Origin of the sequence: Pseudomonas sp. B14-6, assembly GCF_013260315.1 — a bacterium.
Taxonomy (GTDB): Bacteria; Pseudomonadota; Gammaproteobacteria; order Pseudomonadales; family Pseudomonadaceae; genus Aquipseudomonas; species Aquipseudomonas mandelii.
The window spans coordinates 753,626-767,660 of the sequence record NZ_CP053929.1 but is presented as its reverse complement, the minus strand read 5'-3'; the positions used below and the strand labels follow the sequence as shown (position 1 = coordinate 767,660).

8 protein-coding genes and 1 pseudogene are annotated in these 14,035 nt (G+C 61.3%); 8 read left to right on the top strand and 1 reads right to left on the bottom strand.

Translation table 11 applies throughout. From position 1 onward, the window contains the following. Positions 1-171 precede the first annotated feature (171 nt). Complete coding sequence (locus HP062_RS03555) at positions 172-882, top strand: hypothetical protein (protein WP_010459884.1); 711 nt, start codon at positions 172-174, stop codon at positions 880-882. A 100-nt stretch (positions 883-982) separates the two neighbouring features. Here the strand turns inward: HP062_RS03555 and HP062_RS03550 are convergent, their stop codons facing one another. Further along, positions 983-5,884, bottom strand: a complete 4,902-nt coding sequence (locus tag HP062_RS03550) for an NAD-glutamate dehydrogenase (RefSeq protein WP_172790829.1) — start codon at positions 5,882-5,884, stop codon at positions 983-985. Positions 5,885-6,387: 503 nt separating this feature from the next. Between HP062_RS03550 and HP062_RS03545 the strand changes: the two genes are divergently transcribed. The 7 genes and pseudogenes from HP062_RS03545 (at position 6,388) to HP062_RS03515 (ending at position 13,877) form a co-directional block, all read left to right on the top strand. Beyond that, positions 6,388-6,741, top strand: coding sequence for a hypothetical protein (locus HP062_RS03545; protein WP_010459880.1), 354 nt, complete (start codon positions 6,388-6,390; stop codon positions 6,739-6,741). 294 nt (positions 6,742-7,035) lie between these two features. Then, positions 7,036-7,995, top strand: coding sequence for a MoxR family ATPase (locus HP062_RS03540; RefSeq protein WP_003218556.1), 960 nt, complete (start codon positions 7,036-7,038; stop codon positions 7,993-7,995). A 5-nt stretch (positions 7,996-8,000) separates the two neighbouring features. Continuing rightward, positions 8,001-8,945 carry a DUF58 domain-containing protein gene (locus HP062_RS03535; RefSeq protein ID WP_010459867.1) on the top strand — a complete coding sequence of 315 codons (945 nt, stop codon included), beginning with the start codon at positions 8,001-8,003 and terminating at the stop codon, positions 8,943-8,945. Continuing rightward, positions 8,942-9,436, top strand: a complete 495-nt coding sequence (locus HP062_RS03530) for a DUF4381 domain-containing protein (protein ID WP_010459865.1) — start codon at positions 8,942-8,944, stop codon at positions 9,434-9,436. Before HP062_RS03535 ends, HP062_RS03530 begins: the two co-directional genes overlap by 4 nt. Then, on the top strand, positions 9,429-10,508 hold the full coding sequence (locus HP062_RS03525; RefSeq protein WP_172790828.1) for a VWA domain-containing protein: 1,080 nt from the start codon (positions 9,429-9,431) through the stop codon (positions 10,506-10,508). Before HP062_RS03530 ends, HP062_RS03525 begins: the two co-directional genes overlap by 8 nt. Continuing rightward, positions 10,505-12,243: pseudogene (locus HP062_RS03520) on the top strand (tetratricopeptide repeat protein). The gene HP062_RS03525 and the pseudogene HP062_RS03520 overlap by 4 nt, the downstream one beginning before the upstream one ends. Next, positions 12,240-13,877: a BatD family protein gene (locus tag HP062_RS03515; RefSeq protein WP_145310122.1), complete on the top strand. Its 1,638-nt coding sequence runs from the start codon at positions 12,240-12,242 to the stop codon at positions 13,875-13,877. The pseudogene HP062_RS03520 and the gene HP062_RS03515 overlap by 4 nt, the downstream one beginning before the upstream one ends. Positions 13,878-14,035: the final 158 nt, after the last annotated feature.

Here is a 14,035-nt window from a genome sequence, read left to right as displayed (position 1 = left end):
TATTTCCCGGCGTAATTACTGGGCCTCGCTTAAACCCAATTAAACTATCGCCCAGCCAAGAAGTGCAGCGACTGGCTATTTCATTGTGCAGCGACAGGTTTAGTCTGGACAACTCGCCGGATATTCCGACATTACAACTTCCGACTCATGTTGTTTCACTGGAGTAACACCATGAAACTCGCGCTTGTCAGTACATTAACAATGACCCTCATCCTGGCGGGCTGCTCTGTTCCCACTGCGCCCAAAGCCGGGTCTTCACTGGAAGGCCTTTTTACTGGACCGGTTGGCCGCAGCAATGCCACGCACGTCCCCAACGGCCACCAGGTTTCGTTGGGTATCGTCTACAGCCGCAACACCCAGGCCAACCGCGACTACCTGCAACACTACCAGGCCAACGCCGGCACCGGCTTCGGCCAGAGCCTGCTGGTGCAATCGATCCACGACGCCTACGTGGCCACCTCCAGACCGGACCATGCCGTGGACTGGGTCAAGGCATCGTTACAACGCCAGTTCGGCTCGGTGACGGTGTATCCGGACATGCAAAGCCTCAGGGCGGCGAAGCCCGACGTGGTCGCCATTGTCGACACCCGCAGCCAATTGATCACATCGCGCAGTTCGGATATCGAAGCGCATGTGAGTGCGCAGTTCTACGACTCAAACTTCAATTACATCGGCACTGCTCAAGGGCATGATGCCAAAGCGTTGAGTCCGTTATGGGCCGATTACAAGCGCAGTGAAGAGATTGTGGCGGATATTAACGAGCAACAGAATGTGCAAATTCGGGCACTGCAAAAGTTTGATCAATCGCTCAACAATTTAGTGATGCAACCCACAGAGACACTATCAGCCATTGAGTCAAAACAACTTCAAGCGTCGTACTAGCGCTCAGCATAATCTTGCCTTTAATCACAATGAAATGAGCACGTCTACCCCAAAAAAAACCCGCATCTCTCAATGCGGGTTTTTTTCATTCAACAGCCGATCAGGCAGCCGGTTCCAGCTCCGCAGCTGCTGTGACAGGCGCAGGCACTACCGCTTGCCCGCTCAACGCCAGGTCCAGCAACTCACGGTTGGCCACCGCGTACATGGCGTAATCGGTACCGCTGGCGGCACGGATTTCCACCAGCATGGCGCGCCAGCGTTCGATCATGCCTTCGTGCTCTTCCATCCACAGCGCCAGGCGGGTTTCCACGTCCTGAGTGCCGTCGCCCTGTTGCAGGACGGAGATGGTGATCGCACGTTGCTGCCAGTCGACGTCATCACGGAACGCTTCACGGGCCAGGGCCTGCCAGTTGTTTTCAACCGGCAGAGCGCTGATCTGTTGCAGGTACCAGGTGATGTCCAGCGCGCTGCCCACGGCGAAGTAGGCCTTGGCCACGTCTGCAGGGTTCTGGCCGGTCACGTCGGAGGCCTCGATGATCGGCAGCAGGGTGTACAAGTGCGAAGTGCCAGCCACCATGCGTGCGAGCAACTCCGGCACACCGGCTTCGACGTACGCCTGATAGCGGGCCTGCCAGGTGTCGCGGATCTCGCCACTGAGCAGTTCGTCGAGCTTCAGCCCCAGCTCCTTGAGGTGCGGACCGAAGTGCGCAACGTCACGGGCAGCGTTCTGCTCGTTGCGACGGGCACGCAGGAACCAGCGCGTGGCGCGACGGCCCAGGCGCATCAGCTCGTCCATCAGCTCCAGTTGCACGTCGGCGGAAACCTGATAATCCAGGGATTCGATCTGACGGAACCAATGCGGGAGATGGAAGATGTCACGCACGATCACATACGCACCGGCCACGTTCGCCGGGCTCATGCCGGTCGACTCTTTGAGTCGTTGAACGAAGGTAATACCCATGTGGTTGACCAGATCGTTGGCGATCTGGGTGCTGACGATTTCGCGCTTCAGACGGTGACGGCGCATGGCTTGGGAAAACTTGCTCACCAGGCTTGGCGGGAAAGCGGTTTCCATGTCGCGCGTCAGGTAGTCGTCGTCCGGCACCTGGGAATTGAGCAGCGCTTCCTTGAGGTCGATCTTGCTGTAGGAGATCAGCACCGACAGCTCGGCACGGGTCAGGCCATGGCCTGCAGCGACGCGCTCGTTGATGGCTTCTTCGGCCGGCAGGAACTCGATGGCGCGATCCAGCTTGCCGCGACCTTCCAGATCGTTCATCAGGCGCTTGTATTCGGCAATCCGCACGAAAGCACGGCGAGCCGCCAGGGACAGGGCCTGGGTCTGCTTGTAGTTGTTGCCCAGCACCAGGTTGCCGACTTCGTCGGTCATGCTCGCCAGCAACTGGTTACGTTGCTTGTCGGTCATGTCACCGGCCTGAACCACTTCGTTCAGCAGGATCTTGATGTTCACTTCGTGGTCGGAGCAGTCCACGCCACCGGCGTTGTCGATGAAGTCGGTGTTGGAACCGCCGCCATTGAGGCCGAATTCGACACGACCCAGTTGGGTCATACCGAGGTTACCGCCCTCGCCCACCACTTTGCAGCGCAGTTCGTTGCCGTTCACGCGCAATGCATCGTTGGCCTTGTCGCCGACATCGGCGTGGCTTTCGGTGCTGGCTTTGACGTAGGTGCCGATACCGCCGTTCCACAACAGGTCTACCGGTGCCTTGAGCAAGGCATTCAGCAGTTCGGTCGGGGTCAGTTTGTCCGCCTGGATGTCGAAGCGCTCTTTCATCTGCGGGGAAATCGCGATGCTTTTCGCGCTGCGGGAGAAGATCCCGCCGCCTTCGGACATGATGCTGGTGTCGTAATCCGACCAGGCCGAGCGCGGCAGGTCGAACAGGCGCTGACGCTCGGCGAAGCTGTTGGCAGGCTCCGGGTTCGGGTCAATGAAGATGTGCAAGTGGTTGAAGGCTGCGACCAGTTGCAGCTTGTCGGACATCAACAAGCCGTTACCGAACACGTCACCGGCCATGTCGCCGACGCCCACCACGGTGATGCTGTCTTCCTGGACATTGATTCCGCGCTCGCGGAAGTGACGTTGAACGCCCACCCACGCGCCTTTGGCGGTGATGCCCATCTTCTTGTGGTCGTAACCGGCAGAACCGCCCGATGCGAATGCATCGCCGAGCCAGAAGCCGTAGTCGATGGCGATACCGTTGGCGATGTCGGAGAAGGTGGCAGTGCCCTTGTCCGCAGCGACCACGAGGTACGGGTCATCGTCGTCATGACGCACGACGTTGGCCGGCGGAACCAGCGCACCGTCCTTCAGGTTGTCGGTGATGTCCAACAGGCCCGAAATGAAGATGCGGTAGCAGGCGATGCCCTCGGCCGCGATCTCGTCTCGGCTACCGCCCAGTGGCAGACGACGCGGCAGGAAGCCGCCCTTGGCGCCCACTGGCACGATGACCGAGTTCTTCACTTGCTGGGCTTTTACCAGGCCCAGCACTTCGGTACGGAAGTCTTCTTCACGGTCAGACCAGCGCAGACCACCGCGAGCGACGTTGCCGAAGCGCAGGTGCACGCCTTCGACGCGTGGCGAGTAAACGAAGATTTCGAACTTCGGTACGGGCTTGGGCAGCTCTGGAATCTGGTGCGGGTTGAACTTGAAGCTGAAGTAGGACTTGTTCTTGCCGTTCGCATCGGTCTGGTAGAAGTTGGTCCGCAGCGTGGCCTTGATCAGGTCCAGGTAGCGACGCAGGATACGGTCTTCGTTGAGCACCTGGACTTCGTCCAGCGCGGTAATGATCGCGTGTTCCAGGCGTTGCTGCTTGTCTTCCAGATCGTCGCTGGTCAACTTGCGCGCCAGGTAGAAACGGGTCTTGAACAACCGGGTCAACTCGCGAGCGATGTCGGTGTGGTTGTTCAGGGTGCTGGCGATGTAACCCAGGTCGAAGCCCAGGCGAATCTGCTTCATGTAACGGGCGTAGGCACGCAACAGCGCCACATCGCGCCAAGGCAGGCCGGCGGTCAGCACCAGGCGGTTGAACGCATCGTTCTCGGCATCGCCACGCACGATGTGGACGAAGGCGTCCTGCAAGGTGTCGTTGAGTTGCTGGATGTCGAGTTCCAGGCCTTCAGCGGCGGTGAACGCGAAGTCGTGAATCCAGAACTCGCGGCCACTGTTGTGGCGCAGGCGATACGGGAATTCACCCAACACGCGCAGACCGAGGTTTTCCAGGATCGGCAACACGTCGGACAGCGCCAGCGGTGTATCGGCGTGATACAGCTTGCAGTGCAATTCGCGCTGACCAGACACCTGGCCCAGTGGCTGATAGAAGCTCATCACCAGCGGATTTTTTTCGGTCAGGCTCAGCAGGTGCTGCATGTCGACCACGGCCGAATGGGCAGCGAAACGCTCGCGGTAACCGGCCGGAAAGCCTTTCGGGAAGTCAGCCAGCACGTTGGTGCCGTGGGCTTCGCCGAAGCTTTCGACTACCAGACTGGCGTAGTCGTCCTGCCAGCTGCGGCAGGCCTGGACCACTTCTTTTTCCAGCAGGACCGGGTCGATGTCGAGGCGGTTCTTCGGATCGACGCGCAGAATCAGTTGCACGCGTGCCAGCACGGACTCGGAGAAGAAGGTCCAGAACTCGCAGTCCGAGGCTTTCAGGCGATCCATCAGCACTTGCTGGATCTTCTGGCGCACTTCGGTGGAGTAGATGTCGCGCGGCACGTAGGCCAGGCAGTAGCAGAAACGGCCATAAGGGTCTTTGCGCAGGAACACGCGAATCTTGTTGCGCTCCTGGATCTGCACGATCGACATCACGGTGCTGAACAGCTCGTCCACCGGCGTCTGGAACAGATCGTCACGCGGCAGCACTTCGACCACCTGCGCCAGTTCCTTGCCCAGGTGAGCCTTGGGCTGGAAGCCGGAACGGCGTTCGATTTCTTCGACCTTGCGGCGGATGTACGGAATGACCCGCACGCTCTCGCCATACACCGAAGAGGTGTACAGGCCCATGAAACGGCATTCCTTGATGACTTTGCCGTCGGCGTCAATTTCGCGGATCGACACGTAATCCGGGTAAGCCGGACGGTGTACACGGCTTGGGTGCGCAGCCTTGGCGAACGACAGCAGGGTCGGTTCACGCAGGTAGTTCACGGCGTAGTCTTCGATGCGCAGGTCATCGTAGGTCAGGCCGGTGCGCAGCAGTTTGGTCAGGCCCAGGAAGGAATCCTGGTCGTAGACGATGTGACCACCGTCGACTTCATCGCGAACCACGAACTCTTCATAGCCCAGGAATGTGAAGTGGTTGCCCACCAGCCATTCCAGGAAGCTTTTGATTTCGGCTTTTTCTTCTGGATCGACGGCGTACTGGCTGTTGTCCAGGCCGGAGAGAATTTCCTGGACCTTGTCTTTCATCGGTTCGAAATCGGTGACCGCGACGCGGACTTCACCGAGAACCTGCTCCAGCTCTTTGGTCAGGACATTGAGTTCGGCCGCGTTGGCGCAACGGTCGATTTCCAGGTACATCAGCGATTCTTGCAGAATGCCTTCGCCCTGGGTGCCTTTCGGCAGGATTTCCAGCAGCTCGCCCTTGCTGCCGCGACGCACGCTCAGCACAGTGGTTTGCAGGGTGTGAATGCTGTAGCCGCGACGGTTCAGCTCGGTACGCACCGAGTCCACCAGAAATGGCAGGTCGTGGTGCAGCACTTCGACCGCGGTGTGGGTCGACTGCCAGCCGTGGCGTTCGTAATCCGGGTTGTAGACGCGCACTTGCGGTTGCGCGTGATCGAAGCGCTCAAGCAGGCGCCACGCAGAAAGGGTGCAGCCGGCGAGGTCGGACAACCGACGCTGGGTCAGCTCGTCCAGGGAAATGATGCCGAAGAATTGTTCAGCGAACAGCGCCACTTGTGGCAGTGCCTGTTCACTGATGTGCTGGGCCAGTGCCGCTTGCAGTTGGTGCTGGAAGTCGGCTTTGCTGGCTGCGGTGAAGAACGCCATCTGTGGTACTCCGCTTGGGCTTGTTATTGATGGAAGCGTCGCGCGCAAAACCCCTTTCGGGGCGATCCGTCACCCTGTTCCTGATTCTCGGGCAGAGGAAACAGGGTGACAGGTGGGTGAAGCTGGACGAGACACTCAGGTCACATTCACCTTCCATGAAGGGGTATCGGCAAAAACGCCTGTGCGATGAATTGCACACTGTCTTTACGGATATCCATTCGATGCGCAGCTTAACGAGTGCGGCAAGGCCTGTGCTTGCGGCGCTGCGACATATTCGGTCATCGGTACGCAGCTCACGACATGCGCCTCGAACAACACTAGCAGTCGTGCAGGAAAACGGGCGCTTTATCCCCGGTTTTGCGGCACATCCGTACCAGAAATGACCAGTAACACTCCAAGTGTTCACGACACATGATCTGACACTCAGGCGAGCAGAAATTCCCGAGGGCTGGCAGAATTGCCTTTTGTTACGTTCACCACGCTCGCCGAGCCAGGATTTTCCCATGCAAATGACAACTGACCTCTTGATCGTCAACCCGTGCGACGAAGAAGAAGACAACTTGGCCATGCTCTGCTGCAACAGCGTCGAGGGCGAAATGTTCCTGATGAGCCGCTTTCCGGACGAGGATGAGCTGGAGATCATCTTCCACGACAAACCTTCGGCCCTCAACGGTGTGAAAGTCACCCTCAGCCCTGACCGCCTGCTGATCGAAATCGCCGCTGCGGACATCGATGTGCTCGATGGCGAAGACTCGCTGGAAATCCTGCACGGCACCGATGCGCAGGATCTGGCGGAAGTGGAAGAGACCTTGCAGAACATCCTTAAAGGCACCGGCACCTATATAAGCCAGCTCTAAGCCTCGGAATCTCGGGTGCCTGAACCTGCCTCATCGCGAGCAGGCTCGCTCCCACATTTGATCGTATTTTCATGTGAGAACCCGGTCACCTGTGGGAGCGAGCCCGCTCGCGATGAGGCCAGCCAGATCACCACCCTGTCCCTCGCCTACAAATTTCCAACAATTTCACCCATCAATTCCCGCACTTTGCACAAAATGCCGTTAGTCGCCGCCCCCCGCGATGGATTAAAGTAACGCCCCCAGCCCTGGCGTTATTCGAACGTCTTCGGTCACCCTTTCCAGGAACAGTCATCGATGGAACATCGTGAAGCGCTGCTAGCGCTGCGAACCTTTCTTTCAACGCAGATTCTCGGCCAGGAAAAACTCATCGAGCGCTTGCTCATCGCCTTGCTCGCCGACGGCCACATGCTGGTCGAGGGCGCCCCGGGGCTGGCCAAGACCAAGGCCATTAAAGAACTCGCCGAAGGCATCGAAGCCCAGTTCCATCGCATCCAGTTCACCCCCGACCTGCTGCCGGCCGACATCACCGGCACGGAAATCTATCGCCCGGAAACCGGCAGCTTCGTGTTCCAGCAGGGCCCGATCTTCCATAACCTGGTGCTGGCGGACGAAATCAACCGCGCCCCGGCCAAGGTTCAATCGGCATTGCTGGAAGCCATGGCCGAGCGCCAGGTCAGTGTCGGGCGCAGCACTTACGAGCTGTCACCGCTGTTTCTGGTGATGGCCACGCAGAACCCGATCGAGCAGGAGGGCACCTATCCCCTGCCGGAAGCCCAGCTCGACCGCTTCCTGATGCACGTGAAAATCGGCTTCCCCGATGCCGCCGTCGAACGCCGAATCCTGCAACAGGCCCGTGGCGAAGCCCTGAACGGCGAAACCAAGCCCGAGCGCCGGGTCAGCCAGCAGGCGATTTTTGCCGCACGCAAGGAAATCCTCGGCCTGTACATGGCCGACGCCGTGGAGGAATACCTGGTGCAACTGGTCATGGCCACGCGCACCCCGGCCAAGTTCGACCCGGAGATGGCCGAGTGGATCGCCTATGGCGCCAGTCCTCGCGGTTCGATTGCCCTCGATCGCTGTGCCCGGGCCCATGCCTGGCTGGCCGGTCGCGACTTCGTCAGCCCGGAAGACATCCAGGCCGTGCTGTTCGACGTACTGCGCCACCGCATCATTCTGTCCTTTGAAGCCGAAGCTGCTGGCATCGATCAGGACCGGGTGGTCCAGCGGATTCTCGACGTCGTAGCCGTCGCTTGACCCCCATGAACGCCCTCCTTCCGCCCGAGCCGGGCATCCGCGTCAGCCTCGCCGAGCTGATCGAGATGCGCCATCGCGTGCGCGAAGTGCAGCTGTTTTCCACGCCGAGCCAGCGCAGCCCCCTGATCGGCCTGCACCACTCCAAACTGCGCGGCCGTGGCGTGGACTTCGATCAGGTTCGGGTTTATCAGGCCGGCGACGACGTGCGCACCATCGACTGGCGCGTTACCGCCCGCACCCAGGAGCCCCACACCAAGCTGTTTCACGAAGAACGCGAGCGACCGATTTTCATCATGGTCGAGCAAAGCCGTCGGCTGTTTTTCGGTTCGGGGCTGATGTTCAAATCAGTGCTGGCCGCTCAGGCAGCGAGCCTGATTGGCTGGGCGGCCCTTGGCCATAACGACCGGGTCGGCGGGCTGGTGTTCGGCGACAACGAGCACTACGAAATCAAACCCCGGCGCAGCAAACAAAGCCTGCTGCAACTGCTTAACCGTCTGGTGCGGGTCAATCAGTCGCTGCACACCGAAAGCGAACAGAACCGCGATTCCCTCAACATGGCCCTGCGTCGTGCACGGGAGGTGCTGCGCCCCGGCAGCCTGGTGATTGTGATCTGCGATGAACGCGCCTTGACCGAAGGTTCTGAACAGCAACTGAGCCTGTTGTCGCGCCATTGCGACCTGTTGCTGCTGCCGCTGTCCGATCCGCTGGACCACGCCCTGCCCGCCGCCGGGCTGCTTCGTTTCGTTGAACGTGGCGCGCAACTGGAACTCGACACCCTGAATTTCGACCTGCGCCAGACCTACCGCGCCCAGGCCGAAGCGCGCATCGCCCGCTGGGAATTGCTCGCGCAAAAGCTGCGGGTATTGCTGATGCCGCTGAGCACCCAGAGCGAGATGGTCGAGCAACTGCGCGAGTACCTCAACCCACAGAAACCGGGGAAAGGTCGATGAGCAGCCTCGATCAACTGCAACCGCTGATTACCCCACCGCCCATCGAGTTCTGGCCCCCCGCGCCCGGCTGGTGGCTGTTGCTGTTGTTGCTGCCGCTGATCGGTTTCGGCCTGTGGAAGGCGCGGCGATTCATTCCGAACAAGCGCCCGATCGTACGCGCCGAACAACCGCTGGACCCGGTGCGCATCGCCGCACTCGCCGAATTGGCGCGGATGCCAAAGCCCTACGACGGCGCACCGGCCGGCGCCTGGTTGCAGCAGCTTAACGGCTTGCTCAAGCGCCTGTGCCGCAACCATTACCCCTACAGCCAGAGCCACACCCTCAACGGGCGCAAGTGGCTGGCGTTCCTCGACAACCGCTGCCCGGCCGCCGGTCTGACCCGCTGGATGGTGCTGGTCGAAGGCGCCTACAAACCCGAATGCAAACTCGACGACAAGGCCATCGCCGGCCTCACTCAAGCCGTCGATACCTGGATTCGCAAACATGTTTGAGTTCGCCTGGCCGTGGATCTTTGCCCTGCTGCCGCTGCCGTGGTTGATGCGCGTGCTGCTGCCGGTGGCCGACAGCGGCGAACCGGCGCTCAAGGTCAGCTTCCTCAATGACCTCGAAGGCCTGGCCCGCCGCCGTGCGCGCGCCAACCTGCCGGCCTGGCGCCAGCAAGCACCGTTCATTCTGTTGTGGCTGTTGTTGCTGATAGCGGCGGCGCGCCCGCAATGGCTGGGCGGTCCCCTGCCGATTGCCGCCAGTGGTCGCGATCTGCTGGTGGCCGTGGACGTGTCAGGCTCCATGGATTTCCCCGACATGCAGTGGCAGGACGAAGACGTCAGTCGACTGTCGCTGGTTCAGCACTTGCTCGGTGACTTCCTTGAAAGTCGCGACGGTGACCGTGTCGGCCTGATCCTGTTCGGCAGCCAGGCTTACCTGCAAGCGCCCTTGACGTTCGACCGGCACACCGTGCGCGTGTGGCTCGACGAAGCGCGAATCGGTATCGCCGGCAAGAACACGGCAATCGGTGATGCCATCGGCCTGGCGATTAAGCGCCTGCGCATGCGTCCGGCCCAGAGCCGTGTGTTGATCCTGGTCACGGATGGCGCCAACAATGGCGGTGAAATCGACCCGCTCACGGCGGCGCGCCTGGCGGCCAAGGAAGGCGTGAAAATCTACCCGATCGGCATCGGCGCTGACCCGGAGCAAAGCGGCACCTTGGGGTTCCTGGGGGTCAATCCGAGCCTGGATCTGGATGAACCGGCGTTGATGGCCATCGCCCAAGTCACCGGCGGTCAGTACTTCCGCGCCCACGATGGCAAAGAGCTGCAAACGATCAAGGACACCCTCGACACACTTGAGCCCGTGACCCAACAGCCGACCCAGGCCCGCCCGGCGCAGGCGCTGTATCACTGGCCTTTGGCGCTGGCGTTGTTGTTGAGCATGTTGTTGGTGGTGCGCGAGCGTTGGCCGGACAACCCGCTGCAACGGCTCTTTACGAAGGACCTGTTTTTGCAAACGCAATTGCCTGACTGGCGCCAGCGACTCAAACGCCTGCGCCTGCGGAGGCGCCGATGAGTGCGCTGTGGCCGTACTGGTTCCGCCCCTGGTGGTTGCTGTTGTTGCCGCTGTTGGGCTGGCTGCTCTGGCAACTCTGGCATCGACAAAAACGCGCCGGGCGCTGGCAGATGATCCTGCCACCGGCCTTCCACGCTGCTTTGCTGAGCGGTGGAAACGGGCGCGACAGCAAACTGCCGTGGGTCGTCCTCGGCCTGGCGTGGATACTGACCGTCCTGGCCTTGTTGGGGCCGAGTTGGCAGCGCGTCGAACAAATCAGTCAGAAACCCGCCGACCCGCTGGTGGTCGTGCTTGAGCTGACCCCGGAAATGCTCGCCACCGACGTTGCGCCGAACCGACTCGAACAGGCTCGGCGCAAACTGTTGGACCTGCTGCAAGTGCGCAGCGACGCCCAGACTGCAATCGTCGTTTACGCCGGCAGCGCCCACACCCTGGTGCCTCTGTCGGATGACCTGTCGACCAGCCGTAATCTGCTCGATGCGCTCAAGCCGTCGCTGATGCCCGAAGCCGGCCATCGCGCGGACCTCGCTGTGACCAAGGCCCTGGCACTGCTGAGTCAGGGGGATTGGGTGAAGGCCGGATCCTGTTGATCGGTTCCACCCTGACGGACCTGGAACGTGAAGGCATTCGCCAGGCACTGGATCGAAAATCGACGCAGTTCCTGATGCTCGGCATCGGCACCGCCGAAGGCGCACCGGTCGCACAGGAGGACGGCAGTTTTCTCAAGGACGATCAGGGCGCGATCCTTGTGCCGTACCTGGACAGTCCAAGCCTGAAAGCTTTTGCCAACGAGCTTGGCGGACGCTATCGCCCAGCGCGACTGGGCGATACCGACCTGCGCGGGCTCGGCCTGCTTGACGGTCCACGCACCCTGCGCAACGACGGCCAGACCTTGCGCCTGGACACCTGGGCCGATCAGGGCTACTGGCTGCTGCTGCCGCTGTTGCTACTGGCGGCGTGCGCCGGTCGCCGTGGCTGGTTGTTCTGCCTGCCTTTACTGTTCCTGTTGCCGCAACCGAGCTATGCCTTCGACTTTGAAGACTTGTGGTTGCGCCCCGATCAACGGGGCCTGCATCTGCTTAGGCAAGGCCATCCGGCGAAGGCGTCGCAGCATTTTGAGGATCCGCAGTGGCAAGGCGTCGCGCTGTATGAGGCCGGCGACTACAGCGGCGCCGCCCAGCGGTTCGCCGAGGGCAACGATGCCCACGCCCACTACAATCGTGGCAATGCCCTGGCCAAAAGCGGTGAGCTGGAAGCGGCGCTGGACGCTTACGATCAGGCGCTGGAACGCCAGCCGGATCTGCGCCCCGCGCAGACCAACAAGGCACTGGTAGAAAGTCTGCTCAAACAGAAAAACGCACCGCCACCGGTTGAGCCGCAGAAATCCGCCGATGACGAGACCAAGGACACCGAGCAAGAAACGCCACCGGGTGCCGCCACACAGCCTGCGGACAACAACCCACCGAAGTCCGACGCCGGGCAGACCACGCCGGACGCCGGGCAACAGGCCACAACACCGCCGAAACCGGGCGCCAATGAAGTCCCGGGCAGCGAGCTGGGGGACGAGCAAAGCACCACACCACCGATGCGGCCGGCCAGCGACAATATCGACGGCGAACAGCGTCAGGCGCTGGAGCAATGGCTGCGCAAGATCCCCGATGACCCGGGCGAATTGCTCAGGCGCAAATTCTGGTACGAACAGCAACAACATCAGGATCAGGAAAAAACGCGATGACCCGCTTCACCCTTTTCATGCTCGCCCTGCTGCTCAGCACCGTCCAGGCTCAGGCGGCGACGCTGGTCGCCAGTGTCGATCGCAGTCGCCTGAACTCCGGCGAGACGGTCGAACTGACCCTGGAATCCAACGACGTCACCCAATTCGGCAAGCCTGACCTGGCACCGCTGGAACCGCTGTTCGAAGTGCGTGGCACCCGCCAGGTCAACCAACTGACCACCCTGAACGGCGACAACCGCGCTACCACCCGCTGGATCATCACCTTGCTGCCCAAGGAAAACGGCAGCGTGACGATTCCCCCGCTGCAACTGGGCGAGGTGCAGAGCCAGCCGATTACCGTGCAAGTGGTCGAAAGCGAAACCCAGGACACCGCGAACAAACTGGCCCCGGTGTTTATCGACGCGAGCCTCGACCAGTCCAGTGTTTATGTGCAGGCCCAGGCCATCCTGACTTTACGCATCTATCATTCGGTGTCGCTGTACGACGACAGCAGCCTGACTCCGTTGCAAATTCCTGATGCGCGCATCGAACAATTGGGCGAGTCGCGCACTTACGAGAAAGCCATCAACGGCCTGCGTCATGGCGTGATTGAAATGCGCTATGCGATCTACCCGCAACACAGCGGCGAATTGACCATTCCGGCGCAGATTTTCAGTGCAACGCTCGTCGACACCCAACCCACCCAGGACGCCACCCAGGCGCCGAAGTCCGGGAAACTGATGCGTGTCAGCTCCACTCCGATTCTGCTGACGGTCAAGGCCAAACCCATTACCTACCCTGCCGACCTGCCCTGGTTGCCGGCCCGCAGCCTGAGCCTGAGCGAAAGCTGGAACCCGGAGCCGGACCATGCGCAGGCGGGTGATTCGCTGACTCGTAGCCTCACCTTGAAGGCCGAAGGCTTGGCCAGTTCCCAACTGCCGCCGCTGCCGGCCACCGACGTCAACGGCCTGCGCCGTTACCCGGACCAACCAGTGCTGAGCAACCAAAGCACCGAGCGCGGCCTGATCGGCAGTCGTGAAGAGCGCGAAGCGCTGGTGCCGGGCCGCAGTGGCGCCATCGAGTTGCCTGCGGTGGAAGTGGTCTGGTGGAACACCTTCGAAGATCACCTGGAACACAGCAGCCTGCCGGCCCGAAGCCTGCAAGTGGCGAGTAATCCGAGCCTGGTGGTCGATACTCCGGCTGGCACGCCGTCGGTCATGTCCGCAGCCGACAGCGAAACCCTTTGGCGCTGGAAACTCAGCACCCTGATCCTGGCCTGCACCACCCTGCTCGGTTTCGGTCTCTGGTGGCGTGGCCGCTGGCAACCCGCCGTGCTGCGCGCCGCGCAGACCGGCCCGAGCCCACGCACCGTCCTCGACGAACTGAAACGCGCCTGCCAGGCCAACGATCCCCACGCCACCCGCCAGGCCCTCGACGCCTGGGCCCGGCAACAACCGGAAACCCTGGCCGACATGGCCGCCCGTTTCGTGCCACTGTCCGACGCCCTGGACGGCTTGAACGGCGCGCTCTACAGCGAAACCGGCCAGCACTGGCAAGGCGAAGAACTGTGGCGGGCGATCAAGGCGATCCCGATTGCCGAACGGGTTCAAGATCCGGTGGGAGACAGTGGCCTGCCGCCGCTGTATCCGAAGTAACACCGCATCATCGTTCATCGCGAGCAGGCTCGCTCCCACAAGGGACGGTACTGGGCACAACATTGGAGTCAACGCAGGACCAATGTGGGAGTGAGCCTGCTCGCGATGACGGCCTAAAGATCGCCGAATACTTTAAGTCAGGGCAAAAATACCCCCCC

Bases quoted from the DNA above. Each gene is read 5' to 3' on its own strand.
- HP062_RS03540 (WP_003218556.1), top strand. From the start codon at position 7,036: ATGGAACATCGTGAAGCGCTGCTAGCGCTGCGAACCTTTCTTTCAACG.
- HP062_RS03535 (WP_010459867.1), top strand. From the start codon at position 8,001: ATGAACGCCCTCCTTCCGCCCGAGCCGGGCATCCGCGTCAGCCTCGCC.
- HP062_RS03550 (WP_172790829.1), bottom strand. From the start codon at position 5,884: ATGGCGTTCTTCACCGCAGCCAGCAAAGCCGACTTCCAGCACCAACTG.
- HP062_RS03515 (WP_145310122.1), top strand. From the start codon at position 12,240: ATGACCCGCTTCACCCTTTTCATGCTCGCCCTGCTGCTCAGCACCGTC.
- HP062_RS03530 (WP_010459865.1), top strand. From the start codon at position 8,942: ATGAGCAGCCTCGATCAACTGCAACCGCTGATTACCCCACCGCCCATC.
- HP062_RS03545 (WP_010459880.1), top strand. From the start codon at position 6,388: ATGCAAATGACAACTGACCTCTTGATCGTCAACCCGTGCGACGAAGAA.
- HP062_RS03525 (WP_172790828.1), top strand. From the start codon at position 9,429: ATGTTTGAGTTCGCCTGGCCGTGGATCTTTGCCCTGCTGCCGCTGCCG.
- HP062_RS03555 (WP_010459884.1), top strand. From the start codon at position 172: ATGAAACTCGCGCTTGTCAGTACATTAACAATGACCCTCATCCTGGCG.